Source organism: Paenibacillus wynnii (assembly GCF_000757885.1).
Taxonomy (GTDB): domain Bacteria; phylum Bacillota; class Bacilli; order Paenibacillales; family Paenibacillaceae; genus Paenibacillus_AQ; species Paenibacillus_AQ wynnii.
Window position 1 is genome coordinate 1,379,857 of record NZ_JQCR01000002.1, and the last position, 21,666, is coordinate 1,401,522.

A 21,666-nucleotide genomic window follows, 5' to 3' on the forward strand; every position below is an offset into this window, starting at 1 on the left:
TGCTGAATTCAATGAACCGTTCTACATCAGAGCAATTATATCAAGAAGCCCTTCAACATATCGTAGGAGGCGTCAACAGCCCCTCCCGTTCCTTCAAGGCTGTCGGAGGCGGAGCACCTGTATTTATGAAACGCGGTAGCGGTGCACACTTTTGGGATGAAGACGGCAACAAATACATAGATTACTTAGCCGCTTACGGTCCGATTATTACCGGTCACGCTCATCCTCACATTACCGCAGCCATCACTGAGGCAGCAGAGAATGGGATACTTTACGGCACCCCAACCCGATTAGAAATTAAACTTGCCAAAATGCTCAAGGAAGCCATCCCTTCGATGGATAAAGTACGGTTCGTCAACTCCGGTACTGAAGCGGTTATGACTACAATCCGTGTGGCCCGTGCTTACACTAAACGCAGCAAAATTGTTAAGTTCGCCGGCTGTTACCATGGTCATTCCGACCTTGTGCTTGTTGCAGCAGGCTCAGGACCTTCTACACTGGGCATCCCTGACAGCGCTGGGGTTCCGCAAAGTATCGCTCAAGAAGTGATTACTGTCCCTTTCAACGACCTTGAGGCTCTGCGTGAAGCGCTGGACAAATGGGGCGAGGAAGTTGCAGCAGTTATGGTGGAGCCTATTGTCGGCAACTTCGGAATGGTTATGCCTAAGCCAGGCTTTCTAGAGGGACTCTGCAAGCTTACGCATGATAACGGCTCACTTGTGATCTACGACGAGGTGATTACCGCCTTCCGCTTCCACTATGGATCGACACAAACCTATGCCGGACTGGATAACCATGAGGACATCATCCCTGACCTGACGGCTCTGGGTAAAATTATCGGCGGCGGTCTGCCTATCGGTGCTTACGGCGGACGTAAGCACGTTATGGAACAGGTTGCCCCGCTCGGTCCTGCTTATCAGGCCGGTACTATGGCGGGAAACCCCGCTTCCATATCAGCGGGCATCGCCTGCCTCGAAGTCCTTCGGGGTGAGGGAGTATACGAAGAAATGGAACGGCTGGCGATACGCTTGGTCGATGGACTTCAGGCGTCTGCTGCACGCCACGGCATCCCGCTAACCATCAATCGTATACGCGGCGCTTTTTCTACCCATTTCTGCGATCACCCGATTACCGATTACGAGGAAGCTCAAGATACCGACGGCGAGATGTTCGCCAGCTTCTTCCGCCATATGCTGGACCGCGGGATTAACCTGGCCCCGTCCAAATATGAGGCATGGTTCCTTACTACGGAACATACAGACGAAGACATTGATGCAACGCTCGAAGCGGCTGAGGATTCCTTCCGCGCTATGTCGGCGGAGAGATAGGAATAAGTGCCACTGGGGCGGAAACGCGCCACTAAGGCGGATTCTAGTGTATTTTTACCTTTAATTCGCAGAAACGCGCCACTGCGGCGATAGCGTCAAGAAGTTTGTGTATGAGAGTAGAAGTATCTACTCGGGTATCCGCGACACATACGGCAAATCGTCTACCTTCATGGGTTTCAATATATATAGTTGCACAACGTACACTTATATTTCTCCCTCAGCACACTTTAGGGTGTTTAATTGTACTTTATACACTTATTTTTTGGTATTCCGGGGTTTATCCGGCATATTCGTGTTTTTAGTTGCACAAAGTACATCTATCCATACATCTGAGTGCCAAAAGCTAGAAATAAGTGTATAAATTACATCTATTTCACTGACGACCTCCGAAACGTGCCACTGCAGCAGATTTAAGTGTATTGTTACCTTTGGCTCGCTGAATACACACCGCTAAGGCCGAAAGTACGCTACTGTGTATCCATACCTACCCACCATTGCTAAAGCAAAAAGGGGCTGTCCCATAAGCCATGAAATGGCTGCTTGGGACCGCCCCGCTGTTTTTGAGTCGGATTGACTTGTGTACGTGGTGTGGACGCTCCGCGAACGGACCGTTGCTCCAATCGCTGTGCTCTCCAGATTTTATTTATTTCCCTTAGCGGTAAAAATCCGGAGACCAAGGCGACCGCTACCGCTTTTCCGCAATCAGTCCGTCCTCTCCGCTGCTTTGAGCAGAAAAAGTTTCTACAATCTTCTTTAAAATCACAAAAAGAAATCGCCCTTTTGGTAAAATGGAGGTACCACCCAACCATTCAAAAGGAGCGATTTCTTTGTACATTCAATATACCATGGACCAACTTTGCTTGCCAATGGATCTGGAAGAAGACATCCCGGAAAATCACCTCGTTCGTGTCGTGAACGCAGCCGTCAATCGGCTGGACGACACCATCTTTGACGCTGCCTATCCTGGCGGCGGCCGCGACAGCTACCACCCTAAAATGCTCACCAAAGTTATTATCTACGCGTACACCCAGCAAATCTATTCGTCTCGCCAAATTGCCAAAGCGGTACGGGAGAATATTCCCTTTATGTGGCTGGCCGGACGGCAGCGACCCGACTTCCGCACTCTTAATCGCTTCCGTTCCCAGCGAATGAAGGACGTCCTTGAAACGGTATTTACCGCCGTGCTTCAGTTTTTGTCTGACGAAAAATACGTTTCGCTGGAGCATTACTTTGTGGACGGAACCAAAATCGAAGCGAATGCCAATCGCTACACCTTTGTGTGGGGCAAAGCGGTCAACAAGAACAAATTGAAATTACAGGAGAAGGTACACGCCCTGTTCGCGAGCATTGAAGCGGCAGAAGACCAAGAAGAACGCGAGCACCACGGAAACGACCTCCTTGAACTCGGGGAGTCTTCTGAGTGGAACAGCGAGAAACTCGAACTAGCAGCGCAGAGGCTTGAAGCCCAGCTATTGGAAAAACCCAAAGACAAACCCCTGAAAAAAGCCGTTCGGAAGATTCGCAAGGATTTGCTGCCTAGGCTACTGAAGTATGAGCAGTACCAAATACTGCTTGGCGACCGGAACAGCTTTAGCAAGACCGACCCGGACGCGACCTTCATGCGGATGAAGGAAGACCACATGCGGAATGGTCAACTCAAACCGGGTTACAATGTACAGATTGGAACCGAAAACCAATTTATATTGGCCTACAGCCTACACCCAAGACCTACCGATACCCGTTGTTTACAGCCGCACCTGGAAAAGGCAAGGCAGATCCTAGGAAAACTTCCTGGGACGTTAGTTGCGGATGCAGGCTACGGCAGTGAAGAAAACTACGCCTATCTGGAAAAGGAAGAGATTCAGGCGGTAGTGAAATACGGCAGCTACCATAAAGAAAAGAGCAAAGCATGGAAAGAGAATGTCGGAAAGATTGAGAACTGGACCTATGACAAAGCCAAAGATACGTGGATATGCCCCACCGGACAAACGCTGCATTTCCGCAAGGAAAGTAAGGAGCTCTTGGAGAGTGGATATGAAATTGGAAAACGTCATTACCGCAGCTTAAGTTGCGACGGTTGCCCGCTGAAGGAACGCTGTACAAAGGCAACAGGAAATCGGGAAGTGGTTGTAAGTCTGGAACGACTGCGGTACCAGAAGCAAGCTCGGGCAATCTTGCAAAGCGAGGAAGGCTATGCTTTGGCTGTACGTCGAATGACAGAACCAGAAAGTGTGTTTGGACAACTGAAGAATAACCGGGGCTTCCGGCGGTTTCTGCTTCGCGGCATGGAAAAAGTGACGCTTGAAGTCGGGTGGCTTTCCCTTGCCCACAATCTACTGAAGCAAGCTGCAAATGACCAAAGACGCAGAGCAGCGATCCTCCAATAACAGGAGAATCGCTGCTCTGTTGACTTTTTGCGATTTTGAAAATGAAGAGGGTCTTTCTCCGCTCGTAAAAATCTACTTATGGGACAGCCCCTTTTAATGCTGACCACTCATTTCGTTTTATTTGCCTTTTTGTTCATACAGGCTTCTGATATTTACATCCTGCGGAAGCTTGAAAGGATTCTCGGTGTTGATTCGATCGTAGAACATAATGCCGTCGAGATGGTCTATTTCATGCTGAATAACAATGGCTGGGTAGCCTTTGAACTTCAGCACAACTTCCTTGCCTGAGGTGTAATCATACCCCTTCACCTTTACGGATTCATACCGAGGCACAAATCCCTCAACAGGCCGGTCAACGGATAGGCAGCCCTCACTCTCCGGCAGATAAACCATGGATAACGAGTGGCTGACAATTTTCGGATTCACAAGTGCGTGCTCCAATATTCTCCCCTTCTCGTCCGTTAGGTAGAGGGTAAACATACGCTGCTGTAATCCTATCTGATTGGCCGATAATCCTACTCCAGAACGCAGCTTGTATTTGGCGGCGACCTCTGGGTTTTGGCTATTTTTCAGGAATTGCATCATACACTGGAGTGTCCCTTGCACCTCCTCAGACAGCGGCAGTTGAACTGGCTCTGCGACGGCTCGAAGGATTTGATGACCCTCACGTATAATATCGTCCATCTTAATCACATAGTTAGCATTGTATTTAGAACTAGACAAGCGATTCATCCACCTTTTCTGAAAAACTGTTACCCGCATTAATAATACATTGTATTAAGGATTTATGAAGGCCGTTCGTAACTGCCCGCTATATTTTACATCAAATCCAAGACCTGTTGCTAGTGCTGCTAAAGGTAAATATGTTTTATCTTCTTTGCCAACCTTCTGTAAAAAGGCAGGCGTATCAATTGCAACATTCTGCCCGTTCACTTTGATATTCTTGGCGCCAATCGTGATAACAACGGTTCTGCCGCCGTATAAGATCGTAGCACTGGATGTTTTGTTGTCCCACTTGCCAGTTGCGCCCACTGCGTTCAGAACATCCTTCAGAGCCAAGAAGTTCTGCCCGTTTTTAAGGATCGGCTTGTTCGGCGTATTTAACTCTATCCCTTTTACCACAATAGACATAGGTGCAGAGGATGGGGTCATTACGGCCACAGCCGGTGTACGGTATTCTCCCCATTGAAGCTCCGCGAACACTCTGGCAATCTTCTCATAACCAAGCTGAGTCGGATGAAAGTCTGCTTTTCCTATACCGATAATATGTGTTAATGAGCCCTCTACACCCGCAAAACGTTCGGCTACATGTGCCACGCGGACAGGTGCACCCTCACGGTTCATGCTTGCCGCAACACTTTCCACTGTTGTCGTCATGCGAGCAGCCGCAGTCATAAGCTGGGCATAGTTAGGACCCAACGCAATGCTCGGGGCAGGCTGATATTGATCTGCCAGAATGATGGTCGATTGCGGATTCACAGCCCGGATGTTCTGAAGCACAGCGGTTACATTCGTTGTGTAATCGGTAAGACGCTGCTCTAACTGGGATTGAAAATCTACATCTGTCATCTCCTTGACCTTCAAGAAAAGACTGCTCACATCATTACCACCTATGGTAATAGTAATGAGATCAGCCGACTTCAGCTCTGTCCCGATCTGGACAGTCAGACCCGCGAATTGAGTGATCCGAGGGTCCAGCAATCCCACCTGAATCCCTTCAGGTGTAATCGCTGCACCTGTAGAAATCGCTCCTGTGTAATTACGAAGCCCGGCTGTAGTCAAACCCAAGATGCCGTAATTGGTCAGCGAGGCTCTTCCGTGGTACCATCCCTGCTCCAGCAATCTTTCCGCATAACCGTAAGGCTTCGTATTAGGGTCAGTCATTCCTGGCTCATAGCCCGCGGTTATGGAGTCGCCCAGAGCTACGATGTTAAAGACATCCTGTCCTGAGTCCCCTGCAACCGCTGCCGCATTTATGGTTCCGCCTCCTGTGATAACCAGTGCAGAGAACAGCAGAAGGCCGCTTGTTCCAACTGCAACAATCCTTTTCAATGCGTTCAGCATCATACTCCCCCTTAAATGTTATGAACCCATTCTATCATTACCACAGGCCATACAAAAGAGCGGCTTCCCGTTATGGAGAAACCGCTCTTTTGTACTCACTTATTTAATACTGCTGTATTATGCTTTATCCCCTTTAGTTGTAGAGCCGCTACCTAAGTTAGTGCTTTTCTCTGCCTGATCCAGATATTTATCGTAACGATTATCCAGCTCACGGCCGATCTTTCGGTAACGAAGAGTCTCTTCCACAATGGGATCCAGGGTGGTCTGAATACGAATTTCATACTTCGGTGAAATTTCACGAATTTCCTGGGCTTTACGATCTCCCTGCTCCATTTCACCTTCAGTCAACATTTCGCTTAATTTGCGTTCCAAATCATTATTTTCACTCATCGCAGGTTGCCCTCCTTAAAGCTTATATCCGGTCGCATCAGCGGATGTAAGAGAGGATACCAGACCCTCATGGATTTTGCCGTTACTGGCTACAATATGCCGCGTTCCAATATCATACGGACGTCCCAGCGTATCGCTAACCTTACCTCCGGATTCCAATACGAGCAGTACACCTGCAGCACAATCCCATGGGTTAAGTCCCACTTCCCAGTAGCCATCCACCCGACCGGCCGCTACATAAGCTAGGTGCAGGGCTGCCGAACCGCCGGCGCGAACGCCGCGCACTTGCGGTAGGATACTTTGGAGACCCGCCATATTCACCGGTTGCGCAAATTCACGATCCGGTGGAAATCCCATGGCAATCAGACTGTCGGAAAGGTTAGTCTCCCCTGAGACAGCGGTTGGTATGCCGTGCATATAGGCTCCCTTGCCTTTTTCAGCTACAAACATTTCATCACGAGTGGGGTCATAAATGACACCGACAGTGATTTCTCCGCGAACAACCAACGCAATCGATACACAATAGAACGGAAATCCATGTACGAAATTAGTAGTTCCATCCACTGGATCAACGATCCACATATATTCATTCTCCCGTGCCTCTTCCAGAGCTGCAGCGGCTGCTGCCGCTCCCGGTTCAACGCTTTCTTCACCCAAAAAGGTATGATCGGGATAATGCGTAAGTACGAGTCTGCGGATCATTTGCTCAACGCCTTTATCGACCTCTGTCACCAGGTCTTGGGCGGAAGTTTTGGTTCCAAGGTCTTTTACCTGACCCTGTCTGCTTTTGATCCATTCTCCAGCCTTGGCAGCAGCATTAATCGCCACTGCTGTATGTCCTTTGCCTGAAACAACATAAGGCTCCCGTTCGGTTCGGCCATTTGGATTTGTAGGATTGATTGGATTCATATCTTCACTTCGCTTTCTTGTACATAGTCGTCGTATTAAGCTCACCGCGCTCCCTGCACGATGTTTACTTGGCATGAACGTTAACCGCCGATGATGTGATATCCCCCATCAACATGGATAACTTCTCCAGTAATTCCGCGGGACAGATGGCTCATCAAGAACATAGCCGTATCCCCTACCTCTGCTGTATCGGTGCCCCGCCGAAGAGGAGCTTTTTCCTCAACAATACGCAGAATCGAGTTGAAATCACTGATCCCCTTAGCGGCCAGCGTACGAATCGGTCCTGCCGAAATGGCATTGACACGAATATTGTCCGGTCCAAGATCACTTGCCAAATAACGAACCGATGCTTCAAGTGCGGCCTTGGCGACTCCCATAACGTTGTAGTTACGCATTACTCGTTCCGAGCCCATGTATGTCATTGTAATTATTGAACCGCCCTCAGTCATTAACGGATGCAGACGCTGGGCTACAGCCACCAGGGAATACGCGCTGATGTCATGAGCGAGTGCAAATCCAGCCCGTGAAGTATTCGCAAAGCGGCCTTCCAAATCTTCATCTTTGGCAAAAGCGATACTATGCACTATACCGTGCAGCTCGCCAAAGCGTTCCTCAAGCTCCGTCGCTAAGGTATCAATATCATTATCAACCGTTACGTCACATGGCAGGATAATTGAGCCCGGGAGTGTCTCCGCCAGCTTGCGTACGCGACTTTCTACCCGTTCATTCTCGTATGTAAAAGCTAGGCGTGCGCCCTGATCTGACAAGCTCTGGGCAATGGCCCAGGCAATGCTCCGATCATTCGCCACGCCCATAACGACGATGTTTTTTCCGGTTAACATCTCTCCCATGTGTTAAACCCCTTTGAAAAGATTTGAGCTTCGGGCGCTAAAGTTTCATCCAACGTACCCTATTTCAGGATACATATCAAGTGGAGCCTTCGTAACTAATCCCCATGTTTATTCCAGTTTACGGATCGATATTAACGCTGGCTCCGTCTAGCAAAGTAATTCCATTACCCACCTCTGCCAGCTCTTTCATGGCCTCCATCAGATCAAACAGTGCGCCATCCTTAGCTTTGGCCTCAATCATCACGTCAACGGCCGGAGTAGATGCAGCAATCCGTCTGAGAAAAGCAAGGATCGGTGCCGGCTCGACTCCTTCAGCATGACTTCGGGGGTCAGTAGGACTGCGAGGACTGGAGACATGAATCTTGGGAGGCAGATGCTCTCCGGGACCGACATCCGTTAATGCGAGCGGACTCTGCCAGGTCTTCTGTATATCCTCCCATAATTCCCAAGGCAGTTCTCCCTCATTGTTCACCCACTGATGATGGATATCGAGGACCATTGGCAGCCCAAGTCCCTGGCATACCGCCAGTGTCTCAGGTGCGTTGAATGTCTTGTCATCATTCTCCAGTGTGATGCGTTCCCGCAATTCCAAGGGAAGATTGCCGAATTGTTCATGAAAACGAGCCGCTGCCGAAGGCTTGTCCCCATAAGCGCCCCCGATATGAATATTATTCTTAGCTGTACATGGCAAGTCCAGCGCTTTGAGCATCCGGGTATGGTGTTGTAAATCACGGATAGAACTGGACAACACTTCCGGTCGTGGAGTACTAAGGACCGTAAAATGATCAGGATGGAAAGAGACTCTGATCCCATGCTTTTTGATAAAGCTGCCTACTTCCTGAAAGGCATCCGCCAGCGCCGCAAAAGGATTCCAGTCCTGCAAATCAGGATGCGTAGCCAGCGGAATCAGCTTGGAGGTGAGGCGGTACACCTTAATATCAGACCCAACATTATGCCTAAGCAGACGATGGGTATTGTGCAGATTCATTCGGCCGATACTCTCTAGCCGTCTTACTGCCGCCTCACGGTCACCTATTTTGTTGAAGGATGCCATCGTCATGGTCTTGGATGGGGAGCAGTCTGGGATGACCGTCGACATTGCCACGTATCCAAATCGGACAATCATTTTTCTTCTCCAAAAAACATTTCAAAGGCTAGGGCAGTTTGCACCCGCGACTCTTCCTCCGTAAGCTTGCGTACAAGTTCCATTTCTACTGCCGTAATCTCATGACCTTGAAAATTAATCTCTGCGATGGACGCAGAGATTTTGACTATAGCTATAGCAACATTCTCCAGCGTATAGGCGATAACCTTTTGCCCGGTTGGAAAGACGCGAAATCCTGTCTTAACCATCTTGCAGCGTCCATATTCCAGCAGTTCGTAAAGCTCCTGCTCATTCTTAAATTTGCACACTGAATTAAATTCTGTTTGAAAGCCCATCATTTCTCTCCTTTCCGGCCGGGATAATCTCCCTATCAGCCCCTTATTGCTCGTTGTCGTACTTCAGACTTTGTTTGAATTCATAACGCTCCAGAGCAAGCTCTATCATACGGTCCAGCAGTGCTTTGTAAGAGAGGCCGGTTTCCCGCCACAACAGAGGATACATACTGAAAGGTGTGAAGCCCGGCATGGTATTGACCTCATTGATCAATATTTTGCCGTCAGACCTGCGCATAAAGAAATCTGCACGTGTTATTCCGCTACCTTCAATAGCTCTAAAAGCTGTTATTGCCGATTCCCTCAGGTGGTCCGCAACCTCACAGTCAACCGGAGCCGGAATAAGCATTTGCGATTTGCCATCAATATATTTTGCAGCATAATCGTAATATTCACCAGAAGAGACGATTTCACCCGGGACAGAAGCTTCAGGCTCATCATTGCCTAAGACACTAACCTCTAGTTCACGTGCGTCCACGAATTCTTCAATGATAACCTTTGTATCATATTTGAAGGCGAATTCAACAGCTTTGATCAGGCTTTCCTTATCAACGGCCTTGGAAATACCTACACTGGAGCCCAGATTGGCAGGTTTCACGAACACCGGATAACCCAGCTTATCCTCAACGTTTGTGATCAACTCATAGCCTTGGCGTTTCCATGCGCTAACACTGAAGTAGCAATACAGGCACTGATCAAGCCCAGCCTCTGCGAACAGCTTCTTCATTACTACTTTATCCATGCCGGCCGCCGAAGCAAGAACCCCTGCACCAACGTAAGGGATATTCGCCATTTCGAATAATCCTTGGATGGTTCCGTCCTCACCATGGGTACCATGTAAAAGAGGGAACATTACATCTACTGCTTTTTCCCCGCCGGACAATCCGCTGAATACTGCATTAAGGGCAGTGCCCATATCTTCTGGAGCGTCAGCAAGCTTGAGCTCTTCTATCCGGCCAAAAGGTGCCGACAGCGTCTTTCCAACCTTCCAAAGTCCCTGCTTAGTAATATAAAAAGGTACAATCTCGTATTTATCGTAGTCAAAAGCGTTCATAACTGCAAAAGCCGTCTGAAGCGATACTTCATGTTCTCCGGATTTGCCGCCGTACGTAAGTCCTACGGTTAGTTTTGGGTTCCCCATGCCATTAACCTCTTTCTGAATTATAAATAGTCATGAATATGAAAAAAACGGTACACGGTTCTGTCGTTCCACGCATAGGAATCACGATAATCCCAATACCGGTGACGGCTGCTGACCGTATGTGCATTGACCAGCGGCATTCCGCCTGCATCCAAGGCCGTAACAATCGTACTGTGTTGGTACTGACCATTCCCATCCCAATCGTATTGAATGACATCACCCAGCATAAGCTGTTCAGGACGCTCTACAACTTCTGCGCGCAGACCATTGCTTCGGCCTGTGCTTAAATAGCGCTGCAGACTGTCTGATACAGTCCAACTGAAGCTCCACCATTCCTGCTTTCCGGTATAACCTTTATACCACCAGCCCGTTTCCCTTTTACCAGTATAGTTGATAGGTGCCCCCCCTGCAAAGAGACATTGGGAGACATAATTCGTACAATCCACGGCAAAAGTCTCAAACTCCGGATTCCCTTCCTGCCACCAGCGGTCAGCATAAGCAGCAGCGGCCTGACGGTTGTAAAGAACCTCCCGATTACCTGAAATGCCTCCCAATAAGCTACGGTTAAGAAGCGGCTGCGGAAGCGGCATCGGTTCATGATCCCAGTCCGTAATTCTTTTGAAGGTATCCGCGGCAGGACGGCGGACGGCTTGACGTTCGGGAACAGCTCGCTCCACAGAGGCAACCTCCCACGTTTTTCCCTCGTGCACAAAGGTTAGCCGTTCTGAATTCACAATATCCTCCCGGTGGGTAATGCCCCCTTTTTCATAAAACAGGGCACTATGCAGTGATATCTCAGCAATCACCTCTGAAGGAGTCTCTCTTACAACCCTCAGGACTTTCACTCCAGTCTCACCGCGCAGAGGCTTGATGTCTCTGGCATCATACCACTCTTCCAGCCGTCTGCTCCGCTCCCCTTGCTCCATTAAAAAGCGTGGATCATTCACGGCTGTATGCTTAAGCTCTATCCGTGGCTCCACCCGCCCTCTATTGATTTGATCCACGTACAGATATAGACACTGTTTCCACTGTTGCTCCATAATAAGTTCCGCCCTTCTCTCCGGTTTGGCTGCTGTCCTATGTATATGAAGGCAATCATGGAGCTATACAGATAGAATGGATTCAAGAGGGAATTACTACACTTAAATATCCGCATCTTTCGGGCGAATTAGGAGTAAAAAAAACTTTACTCCCCTCTATGTAAACGTTATAATTATTGTAGATGCGATTTGAAATTGAGTTTCAACAGATGAAACAAGGAGGCGCATTTATGCCAAGCAAGGACCACTTCTCGCTGGCCCGTAACCTGGAGTCGGGCGGCAAGACTTACCGCTATTATGATCTTCAATCCCTTGAGGAACAAGGTCTCGGGGACATCACATCACTTCCTTTTTCCATTAAAGTACTGCTTGAAGCAGCTGTCCGCCAGTTCGATGGGCGCGCGATTACAGAAGATCATGTGAAGCAGCTGGCCGGATGGGCCGGCGGTGCAGACCGCAACAAGGAAATCCCTTTTATCCCGGCTCGTATAGTCCTGCAGGATTTCACGGGTGTACCGGTAGTTGTAGATCTTGCAGCTATGCGTGATACCGTTAAAAAGGCGGGCGGCGATCCGAAGACGATTAACCCGCTTGTACCGGTTGATCTCGTTATTGACCACTCTGTAATGGTTGATGCCTTTGGTACCGCGGATGCTTTGGATTACAACATTAATGTTGAATTTGAACGTAATGAAGAACGCTACCGCTTCCTGCGCTGGGCGCAGACAGCATTTAATAATTTCCGTGCAGTTCCTCCTTCCACCGGTATCGTTCACCAGGTAAATCTGGAGTATTTGGCTTCCGTGGCTACTACCAAAACCGTTGACGGCGAAACAGTCGTTTACCCGGATTCCCTTGTAGGAACTGACTCCCATACGACTATGATTAACGGTCTTGGTGTTGTCGGCTGGGGTGTGGGCGGTATTGAAGCAGAAGCAGGCATGCTCGGGCAGCCGTTGTATTTTGTCACACCGGATGTTGTTGGTTTCAAGCTTACCGGCAGCCTTATGGAAGGGGCTACTGCGACCGATTTGGCTCTGACCGTTACTCAAATGCTTCGTAAGAAAGGTGTCGTTGGCAAGTTCGTAGAATTCTACGGACCGGGACTCGCGAATATCAGTCTTGCAGATCGGGCAACAGTAGCCAACATGGCTCCAGAATACGGAGCTACCATTGGATTCTTCCCTGTAGATGATGAAACCTTGGCTTATTTGAGAAGCACAGGTCGCCCTGATGACTTGGTAGCCTTGGTAGAGAACTATTATAAGGCTCAAGGCATGTTCCGCACTTCGGATACTCCAGATCCACAGTTCAGCGACTTCATAGAGATGGATTTGGCTTCGGTTGTACCGAGTTTGGCAGGACCGAAACGCCCTCAAGACCGGATTGAGCTGACCCATATGAAGGAGAACTTCGAGGGCATCATCCGTACGCCTGTAGATAAGGGTGGCTATGGCCTCAGTGATGAGAAAATTGCCCAAACTGTTGATATTCAACATAAGAATGGCAGCTCAAGCAAGCTACGCACAGGTGCAGTAGTCATTGCAGCTATTACGAGCTGTACGAATACCTCTAACCCAAGTGTTATGCTGGGTGCTGGATTATTGGCTAAGAAAGCTGTTGAACGCGGACTTACCAAACCAGGTTATGTTAAGAGCAGCTTGACTCCGGGATCCCTTGTTGTAACAGAGTACCTGGAGAAAGCCAACTTGCTTAAGCCGCTTGAAGCCTTAGGTTTCTACGTAGCGGGTTACGGCTGTGCTACTTGTATTGGTAACTCCGGCCCGCTTCCGGATGAAGTTAGTCAGGCCATTATCGACAATGACATGACGGTAGCCGCTGTAATTTCCGGTAACCGGAACTTCGAAGGCCGTGTTCATGCTCAGGTTAAGGCCAACTATCTTGCTTCTCCGCCACTTGTCGTTGCTTATGCGCTGGCAGGTACAGTAGATATCGATTTGCAGACGGAACCGCTTGGATTTGATCCACAGGGAGAGCCTGTATTCCTCAAAGACATCTGGCCGTCCTCCGCAGAAATTCATGCAGCCATTAGCCAATCCCTTAGCCCGGAAATGTTCCGCCGCAAATATGAGAATGTGTTCACTGCTAATGAGCGTTGGAACTCCATTGCTGTACCAGAAGGCGAGCTGTACGAGTGGGATGACAATTCTACTTACATTCAGAATCCGCCATTCTTCGAGCATCTTGCAGATGGTCTTGGCGATATCGAAAATATCAGTAACTCGCGTGTACTGGCACTTTTGGCTGATTCCGTTACGACGGATCATATTTCGCCAGCCGGTAATATCTCTGCCTCCGGTCCAGCCGGCGAATATTTACGTGACCATGGCGTAGAGCGTGCAGATTTCAATTCCTACGGCTCACGCCGCGGAAATCATGAGGTCATGATGCGCGGTACGTTCGCCAATATCCGGATTCGTAACGCCGTTGCTCCAGGCACAGAAGGCGGAGTTACCACCTTCCTGCCGAGTGAGGAAGTAATGTCGATCTATGATGCTTCCATGCTGTACCAAGCCGCCGGCCAAAATCTCGTCGTAATTGCCGGTAAAGAATACGGTACAGGCAGCTCTCGTGACTGGGCTGCTAAGGGTACTCTCCTGCTGGGCGTTAAGGCGGTCATCGCTGAGAGCTTCGAGCGGATACACCGCAGTAATCTCGTGGGCATGGGTGTTCTTCCGCTGCAATTCCAGGAAGGTCATGGCTGGAGCAGTCTTGGTCTTACCGGTCGTGAGTCCTTTGACATTACCGGCCTGGATAACAATGTCCTGCCAAGTCAAGAGTTGACCGTTACTGCCACCCGTGAGGACGGTACGAAGTTCGACTTCCCTGTAATCGCACGGCTTGACAGCACGGTGGATATTGATTACTACCGGAACGGCGGCATTCTACAAACGGTACTTCGCCAAATGTTGGCGGATGCCACTTCTACAACAGAAGCATTACCTGTAGATTAATAATAATTCAGCGCTCCCTACTCAGGGACGCATTATAGCCCTCGAACCTTCCTGCCCGGAAGGTTCGAGGGCTATTTGTTATCGCTGCAGATAAAAATTAAGGAATCATCATACCCATTTCACCCGCAGCCTCAATTAGCACAGCTGCATAGTCAATCAGCGTCTCCTTAGAAAGACGGCTAACCGGTCCCGAAAGCGACAAAGCCGCCACTACATTTCCGCTTCGACCGACAATAGGTACAGCTACAGCGGCGGCACCGGGCTCCCGCTCCTCGAGACTGGTCGCATAACCCAACCTCGTGATGTCTTTCAACTGTTTAGCATAGACCATTCGATCTACAGTTGAAGGCCAATCCTGTCCCTCCAGCAACGCCTTCTGCACCTCAGGAGGAGCATAAGCTGCCAGTACTTTGCTTGATGCTCCTACAGATAAAGGAAGCCTTGCGCCAATCTGTGCGACACGCCGTATGGCCTGTTGACTCTGAACAGCCTGAATGCGTACCCGTTCGGTTCCATCACGCAGATATAAACTAACCGTCTCACCAAGCCGGTCCCGCAGCCGTTCCATAGCGGGAAGCAACAATGCAGCAGGTTCATCAAAGGCCGGGAGATGCGTTGACAACTCCCAGATGCGAATACCTAACCGATACTTCTCGGTTGCCGGATTGCGAATGAGAAACCCCTTCTCCTCCAGAGTGGTAAGCAGCCTATGTACAGTACTCTTATGAAGTCCAATTTGCGACGCGATCTCCGTTAATCCCAGATCACTTTCCCGTGTAAAACATAGCAATATATCCAGCGCCCGTTCTACAGCGCGTACTGTAAGTTTCCGGTCTTCCACAACGATCTCCCCTTCATTGTTTCATCAAATGAAACACGGTTACATTATTTCATATAATCATATTAGTGCAAAGGTCTGCGAAAAGTCCAGTATATTCGGCGGACGGAAAACCTTGGGTTCTAGTTTACATTTACATTACAAATGGGGCGAATTCATTGACTTTGTAAGGACATGAACATACGATTAATTATATAAACTTTTAGGAGGGGACCCTATGGATCTGGTAACTGCCCACACACGCTCACCTGTCTCCCGGAAACCCACTAAACTTACTGATGATGCCTTTCCTTCGCTTCCCCTAGGGAGGATTCGACTTAAACATATTATAGTAGCGCTGCTGCTATCGGTATTTTTCTTCTTTGTATTCTGCTTTATTTCATTGCACGCTTATATTGCGTGGGTGTTGTCCAACCCGACAGTAGCCCCCCTTTATTCTAACCCGGCCATAGCCAAGGGTCTGCAATATGAGGAAGTATCCTTCCGGGCGCTAGACGGCAGCCGTAACATGCAGGGCTGGTATATCCCGGCAAAAGGTGCCACCAAAACCATCGTGTTCAGTCATGGCTATGGTGCCAACCGTGAAGAAACGTGGGTACCGATGTACGATCTGGCTCATTATGCCCACCGTCTTAATTTCAATGTGGTGATGTTCGATTATGCATTCGCTTCCCAGACTAACAAAGATCTAGCTACCGGGGGCAAAAAGGAATCCCAGCAGCTGCTTGGCGCGATTCAATTTGCCAAAGAGCGCGGAGCCAAAGAAATCGTAGTATGGGGCTTCTCGATGGGGGCAGGAACCGCGCTCCAATCCGGCCTGGTCACAAAGGACGTTGATGCGATGATACTTGATAGCACCTTCTTGCTTGAGCCGGATACACTGTATCACAATATTAAGCAAAATATCGATCTGCCGCGTCAGCCTTCCCTTGAAATCATGGAGCTGATCTTTCCGGTACTGAACGGTACAGGGCTGGATCAAATTCCTTATGCAAAGGTCAAATCCAAGGACTACCCGTTTCCGGTTCTGTTCCTGCACGGGACTAAGGATGAGAAGGCTCCTTACCCGATCGCCGAGGAGCTGGCTGCGAATCAGACCCATCCCTATTCTGAATCCTGGATTATCGAGGGCAGCCACCATGAACTGTTATTCCGTGAACATCCGCGGGAATATCTGCGGCGCGTATCCGCATTTCTTGGCAATGTCCAGATTGCCAAGTGATGCTTTCTTATCTGAACAGACAGCCTCTTCCCAGGAAAACTACCCGGGAAGGGGCTGTTTTCATAACCTAAGTCTCCCGGTCATATAAATGACTGATGATTACTAATCAGGGGAGGACTGTATGAGATGCTATATGTATACGGGCCGTTGATGCCTATTAGAGTTCTAGAGGAGATTGTCTTTTGGAAAACCCAAGAAACGGAACATACCGCTGTTATTAAAGCGATTATTCCCAATCTTGAAGAACCCTATGTGAAGTTGCTTGATGAATGGGCCGTTGTCTTCGGAGCAACCGAAGAGGCTGCCCGGTCAATGCTAAATGCTGCACTTACCCCCTCCATGCCCAACTCAGAGATGACAGAGGCCAAAATAGAACATTTACTGCACATATCCTGCAACCAATCACACGAATTCATAAGACAATTGTACGCCGTCATGGAGGCCAGTGCTGCAGTCAAAGAAATACCGCTGGCTGTAACAGTCCTCCTGCATATCATACGTGAATCTGAGTATTTCATCGGTGTTCTGGAAGGGCTCGCCTCCCCGGGTCTCCTGGGCCGTGAAATGCAAGGAAACGCCGCGGCTGATAACAGAGAAACCGAAGCCGGAATACCCTCCGCTGTTACTCTTTCAGAAGTCCACACCCAGGAATCTGTACCGATTGGGGGCCACCGCCTACCTCCGCTCCCTTATCCCTATAACGCATTAGAGCCCTATATTGATGAAAAGACCATGAGAATTCATCATGATAAGCATCATCAGAGTTACGTTGATGGATTGAACAAAGCTGAGGTAGAGCTGGCAGAGGCGCGCAAGACTGATAATTATGATCTCGTCAAGCACTGGGAACGGGAGCTGGCCTTCCATGGTGCCGGGCATTACTTACACACGATCTTCTGGAACATATTGTCCCCTTTAGGGGGTGGACGTCCAACTGGATCTCTTCTAGAGGCTTTGGACAGCAGCTTCGGAAGCTATGACCGCTTCAAGCAGCAGTTCAGCGAAGCCGCGAACAAGGTTGAAGGTGGCGGCTGGGCTATTCTTGTATGGAGTCCGCGCAGCGGAAGACTTGAAATACTAACGGCAGAAAAACATCAAAATTTATCGCAATGGGATGTTGTACCTTTATTGACCCTAGATGTATGGGAGCATGCCTATTATCTGAAGCATCAGAATAATCGCGCTAATTATATTAAAGATTGGTGGAAGGTTGTTAATTGGCCCTATGTATCCAAGCGGTATACACAAGCAAGCAGGCTGATGTGGGAACCTTTTTAACCACTAACAAGAAGAAACGGCTTGCCGTCCTTAATGGGAGCCTATGCTTCCGAAGCAGCGATACTCCGTATCGCTTTCAGGTACCCGTTTCTCGTAGAAATATAAGCAAAGTATACTGAAAACTTATACTTTCTTATATTTTTATAAAAAACCGACCTCAGAGGATTCCCCGAGGTCGGTTCTATAGTTTATTATCTATTCCTTAATCAGTGCTAAAAACTCAGCACGGGCGGCTGCATCCTCGCGGAAGGTTCCTCTGGTCGCAAGCGTTAATGTCTTACTGCCATACTTCTTCACTCCACGAGCGCACATGCACAGATGCTCTCCCTCAACAACAACCATAACACCGTGTGGGTGCAGTACCTCGGTCATAATATCCGCGATTTGTGCCGTAATACGTTCCTGAACCTGCAAGCGGCGACTCACCGCTTCTACCAGCCGGGCCAGCTTGCTAAGTCCAGCGATTCGACCGCTTGGAATATAACCGATATGCACTTTACCGAAGAAAGGGGCCATGTGATGTTCGCATTGACTGTAGTACACAATGTCCTTCACGATCACCAATTCTTCATGAGATTCATCAAAAGTGACGCCAAGCGCCTCTCGGGGATCTACAGAATATCCTCCGAATATCTCCTCGTACATGCGCGTGACACGCGCCGGTGTTTCCAGCAGTCCTTCGCGACCGGCATCCTCACCGATCAGCTCTAATATCTTCCCAACATGATACTCGATCTTTTCACGGTTATCAGAAACCTTACCGTTTACGTATTCGTTGATGCGCCCCATGAAACTTCCCCCTTCCGGACCCGTACTGAAATTCTATCTATACCGGGCCTGTTTACTTCCCCTTACGGTTTTGCCCTTTACCAGCGCCCGGACTACGTCCCGGATTCTGGTTCTTCATCATTTGCTGAGCGCGCTGCATTTGCTTGCCGTTCAGGTTATAACCCATTTGTTTGGCAACCTTTTGAAGCATTTCAGGATCATTCTGCATCGTTGTCATTTGTCTGCGCAGGTAATATACACCGATGAAAAACCCGCCCAGAAGTCCAACGACCAACGTAATAATAGGTATTGCGATATCCATCTAAAGTCCACCTCTATGCTCTATTGTCTGCTACGCCCAAGGCGTGCGAATCTATCATAGCATTTCAAGAACTGGACAGCAATTGGCAAATCCCACTCCTTACGATTGGGAATTGAGCAATTTGTCCTCTGCCTTATGCAGCATCTCCAATACGGTCTCATGCTCCTCTTGCTCCAGCCCCTGCTTTACCGCAGCCAATGCCTCCGAACCCCCAATTCGCCCCAGTGACCAAGCGGCAGTACCGCGCATTTCCGGACGGGGTTCCTTTAGCAATATTTCGCGTAATTTAGGGATAGCAGCTTTCTCTTTAAAGTTGCCCAAGCCTATAATTGCATTGCGCTGGATAGGTTTTTTCCCTCTCCATGCAGCTGAGCTGCTGCCGAACTTCTCCTTGAACTCACGGTTGCTAAGGTCAAGAATAGGCAGCAGTAACGGCTTGGCAATCTCAGGATCGGGTAACAGTTCCGGACGATGATCCCAGTTCTTGCCGCGGTTATGCGGACAGACAATCTGGCAAGTATCACAACCGTATAACCGATTGCCGATCTTTGTCATGTAGTCATCACTTAGAAAGCCCTTCGTTTGGGTGAGATATGAGATACAGGCCTGAGCATTAAGCTGTCCCGGACCTACCAAAGCTCCGGTAGGACAAGCGTCTATGCACTTTGTGCAGTCTCCGCACCCCTCCTGTACAGGAGTATCGGGCGCGAATGGAATATTCGTAATCATCTCGCCAAGATAGATCCATGAGCCATAATGGGGCGAGATAATCGAGCAATTTTTACCGCTGAAGCCTATTCCGGCACGCTCTGCTACAGCCCGGTCAACTAGTACTCCAGTATCCACCATACTCTCCAGCACCGCATCAGGCACACGCTCACGTATGAAAGCTTCCAGCTTCCCTAAAGCCTCACGCAGCACATGATGATAATCCTGCCCCCATGATGCACGAGCCATAATCCCTCTTCGCTCACCCGGCTCCGACTTAGGAGGATCCTCCATTTTGGAAGGATAGGCTACAGCTACGGCTATAATAGACTTGGCCTCACCCGATTCCAGAGCGGGTATCGTTCTTTTATCCAGATCAGGCTCTTCGAAACCGGACTCATAGCCCTTATCCCGATGATCCTGGAGAATAGTTTTTAAATATAGAAACGGCTCTGCAGTTGCAAACCCGATATCGTCAATACCGAGTGCCGGTGCAGCAGCCTTAATCTCAGATTTAAGCTTGTCCCACTTGGAAGGAGGGGGAGCAATGGATGACTGATTAAATGGGTTCATTTCCGCCCTCTCCCTTTTATTAGTAATCTATAATGTATTTAATTTTGAAAATGGCCACCATATAAAGGCAGCTCTTCCGACAATCATATCCTTCGTAATAAACCCGAAATACCGGCTATCCTTGCTTGCACCAGCGTGTCGGTTATCTCCCATAACGAAAAAACCGTCCTCATCAATGGTTATAGGAGCAAAATCAGGGTCCTGAATGGCCGTATCGATATATGGCTCCGCTTTAACTTTTCCGTTAACATACAATAAATGATCCCGAACCTCCACCACATCTCCAGGTATCCCGATCACTCTTTTCACCAGATACTCTTTACGGTTCAATCCAGTACTGGGGTCGTGCAGAACAATGACATCCCCTCGCTTGGGGTTCGCGAACGACAGCGTGATTTTGTTAATGAACAACTTCTCGCCTTCCCATAAGGTTGGCTGCATGGACTGACCTTTAACCGTAGAAATATTAAATACAAATATATTAAGCAAGGACATGATGATAAACACCACAACAGCGGTCAGTATCCAGTCTTTAAGTTCCACTATCCATCGCTTCCCTTGTGAGAACTGTGTGCTTTTTTTTCGGGATGGCTTATGTTTCTGCTGTCGGCTGCGCAAGTATTCTTCTTCAAGATTGTCGCTCATATTTCACCCTCTAGTCCCATTAATTAAACAATCGGATAACAATCGCATAACAATAGAAAAGCATATCTTCCAGCCATTTGCAACGGCTCCCCAGAAGATATGCTTAATATAATGGAACAGACTATTCAGTCTCTATCGATCTCTATACTAAAAATGATTCCGCTTACGAAGGATACAGCAATAATATGCCTAGCCAACAATGCTTAGCTTCCGTACAGACTTGAAGATTTGATTCTCATCATATCCCATAGCTTCATACAACGGTAAAGCGGCGGCATTATGCTCGTCGACAGCTACAAAAATACCTTTGACTTTACGTGCCTGAAAACGGTTTTCCATGGCTGTTACGAGGCTTCTACCGATTCCTCTGCGGCGATAATCGGGGTGGACGGCGATACGGAAATAACAACCGTGATTCTGCTCAATCGTACCAATTAATGCACCTACAATTTCACCTTCTTCTTCTGCAACTACTATGAGATCAGAATCCCATGAAAGCTGCCTAGAGAAAGGCTCCATTGTGCTCGTGTAACATTCTTCGGATAATGCGGTCTGCAGCAGTTCAGTCACTGGACTAACGTCGCTTAATTGAAAGGAACGAACGTGCATTCTTTAAAATCTCCCTTTTCTATGGCTTATGATTTTACAAAAAGAAGGATTTCCCATAACAATGTGGAGACGAAAAAAGCATCAAAAAACGAGGAATACCTGCTTTTAAATCTATTAAAGCATACTTTTCTCGCGATATCACGACTTTTCTTGTGAAAGCGCTTGATATTAAGCGTTTACA

General features: G+C 48.6%; 19 protein-coding genes and 1 pseudogene. 5 read left to right on the top strand and 15 right to left on the bottom strand.

Annotated elements, in window-relative coordinates:
* Positions 1 to 11: 11 nt before the first annotated feature.
* Positions 12 to 1,328, top strand: a complete 1,317-nt coding sequence (locus tag PWYN_RS08715) for a glutamate-1-semialdehyde 2,1-aminomutase (protein ID WP_036650429.1) — start codon at positions 12 to 14, stop codon at positions 1,326 to 1,328.
* Positions 1,329 to 2,155: 827 nt separating this feature from the next.
* Positions 2,156 to 3,715: an IS1182 family transposase gene (locus PWYN_RS08720; RefSeq protein WP_036650430.1), complete on the top strand. Its 1,560-nt coding sequence runs from the start codon at positions 2,156 to 2,158 to the stop codon at positions 3,713 to 3,715.
* Between the two features lie 117 nt (positions 3,716 to 3,832).
* Here PWYN_RS08720 and def read toward each other — a convergent pair whose 3' ends face one another.
* From def to PWYN_RS08765, 9 genes are all read right to left on the bottom strand, one after another.
* Positions 3,833 to 4,399, bottom strand: coding sequence for a peptide deformylase (gene def / locus PWYN_RS08725; RefSeq protein ID WP_420805761.1), 567 nt, complete (start codon positions 4,397 to 4,399; stop codon positions 3,833 to 3,835).
* A 93-nt stretch (positions 4,400 to 4,492) separates the two neighbouring features.
* A complete protein-coding gene (locus PWYN_RS08730; RefSeq protein ID WP_036650434.1) occupies positions 4,493 to 5,779 on the bottom strand; it encodes an SGNH/GDSL hydrolase family protein in 1,287 nt (428 codons plus the stop codon).
* Positions 5,780 to 5,896: 117 nt separating this feature from the next.
* Positions 5,897 to 6,169, bottom strand: a complete 273-nt coding sequence (locus PWYN_RS08735; protein ID WP_052087848.1) for a hypothetical protein — start codon at positions 6,167 to 6,169, stop codon at positions 5,897 to 5,899.
* 15 nt (positions 6,170 to 6,184) lie between these two features.
* Positions 6,185 to 7,078, bottom strand: coding sequence for an inositol monophosphatase family protein (locus PWYN_RS08740; protein WP_052087849.1), 894 nt, complete (start codon positions 7,076 to 7,078; stop codon positions 6,185 to 6,187).
* 80 nt (positions 7,079 to 7,158) lie between these two features.
* Positions 7,159 to 7,929 carry an enoyl-ACP reductase FabI gene (gene fabI / locus PWYN_RS08745; protein ID WP_036650436.1) on the bottom strand — a complete coding sequence of 257 codons (771 nt, stop codon included), beginning with the start codon at positions 7,927 to 7,929 and terminating at the stop codon, positions 7,159 to 7,161.
* A 118-nt stretch (positions 7,930 to 8,047) separates the two neighbouring features.
* Complete coding sequence (uvsE, locus tag PWYN_RS08750) at positions 8,048 to 9,055, bottom strand: UV DNA damage repair endonuclease UvsE (protein ID WP_036650438.1); 1,008 nt, start codon at positions 9,053 to 9,055, stop codon at positions 8,048 to 8,050.
* Positions 9,052 to 9,369, bottom strand: a complete 318-nt coding sequence (locus PWYN_RS08755; protein ID WP_036650439.1) for a hypothetical protein — start codon at positions 9,367 to 9,369, stop codon at positions 9,052 to 9,054. Before PWYN_RS08755 ends, uvsE begins: the two co-directional genes overlap by 4 nt.
* A gap of 43 nt (positions 9,370 to 9,412) precedes the next feature.
* The gene (locus PWYN_RS08760) at positions 9,413 to 10,507 is read right to left on the bottom strand and encodes a D-alanine--D-alanine ligase (protein ID WP_036650441.1); all 1,095 of its coding nucleotides are present in this window, start codon (positions 10,505 to 10,507) and stop codon (positions 9,413 to 9,415) included.
* A gap of 20 nt (positions 10,508 to 10,527) precedes the next feature.
* Entirely contained in the window at positions 10,528 to 11,550 is a 1,023-nt protein-coding gene (locus PWYN_RS08765; protein WP_036650446.1) for an amidase domain-containing protein, read from the bottom strand.
* A 227-nt stretch (positions 11,551 to 11,777) separates the two neighbouring features.
* Here PWYN_RS08765 and acnA point away from each other — a divergent pair, with 227 nt between their 5' ends.
* On the top strand, positions 11,778 to 14,522 hold the full coding sequence (acnA, locus tag PWYN_RS08770; protein ID WP_036650447.1) for an aconitate hydratase AcnA: 2,745 nt from the start codon (positions 11,778 to 11,780) through the stop codon (positions 14,520 to 14,522).
* Between the two features lie 97 nt (positions 14,523 to 14,619).
* On the opposite strand, the gene PWYN_RS08775 is transcribed toward acnA, so the two are convergent.
* On the bottom strand, positions 14,620 to 15,363 hold the full coding sequence (locus PWYN_RS08775) for an IclR family transcriptional regulator (protein ID WP_036650448.1): 744 nt from the start codon (positions 15,361 to 15,363) through the stop codon (positions 14,620 to 14,622).
* A 214-nt stretch (positions 15,364 to 15,577) separates the two neighbouring features.
* Here PWYN_RS08775 and PWYN_RS08780 point away from each other — a divergent pair, with 214 nt between their 5' ends.
* On the top strand, positions 15,578 to 16,582 hold the full coding sequence (locus PWYN_RS08780) for an alpha/beta hydrolase (RefSeq protein WP_157261115.1): 1,005 nt from the start codon (positions 15,578 to 15,580) through the stop codon (positions 16,580 to 16,582).
* A 126-nt stretch (positions 16,583 to 16,708) separates the two neighbouring features.
* Positions 16,709 to 17,860, top strand: coding sequence for a Fe-Mn family superoxide dismutase (locus tag PWYN_RS08785; protein ID WP_036650449.1), 1,152 nt, complete (start codon positions 16,709 to 16,711; stop codon positions 17,858 to 17,860).
* A gap of 195 nt (positions 17,861 to 18,055) precedes the next feature.
* Here PWYN_RS08785 and folE read toward each other — a convergent pair whose 3' ends face one another.
* The 5 genes and pseudogenes from folE to PWYN_RS08810 all read right to left on the bottom strand — a co-directional run bounded on the left by folE (position 18,056) and on the right by PWYN_RS08810 (position 21,485).
* The gene (folE, locus tag PWYN_RS08790) at positions 18,056 to 18,649 is read right to left on the bottom strand and encodes a GTP cyclohydrolase I FolE (protein WP_036650451.1); all 594 of its coding nucleotides are present in this window, start codon (positions 18,647 to 18,649) and stop codon (positions 18,056 to 18,058) included.
* A gap of 52 nt (positions 18,650 to 18,701) precedes the next feature.
* Positions 18,702 to 18,950 (bottom strand): YneF family protein, encoded by a 249-nt coding sequence (locus tag PWYN_RS08795; protein WP_036650453.1) that lies wholly within the window; start codon positions 18,948 to 18,950, stop codon positions 18,702 to 18,704.
* 117 nt (positions 18,951 to 19,067) lie between these two features.
* Positions 19,068 to 20,231 (bottom strand): annotated as a pseudogene (gene queG / locus PWYN_RS08800) (tRNA epoxyqueuosine(34) reductase QueG); the annotation flags it as partial.
* Positions 20,232 to 20,258: 27 nt separating this feature from the next.
* Complete coding sequence (lepB, locus tag PWYN_RS08805; RefSeq protein WP_036650456.1) at positions 20,259 to 20,876, bottom strand: signal peptidase I; 618 nt, start codon at positions 20,874 to 20,876, stop codon at positions 20,259 to 20,261.
* Positions 20,877 to 21,065: 189 nt separating this feature from the next.
* Positions 21,066 to 21,485: a GNAT family N-acetyltransferase gene (locus PWYN_RS08810; protein ID WP_036650458.1), complete on the bottom strand. Its 420-nt coding sequence runs from the start codon at positions 21,483 to 21,485 to the stop codon at positions 21,066 to 21,068.
* Positions 21,486 to 21,666: the final 181 nt, after the last annotated feature.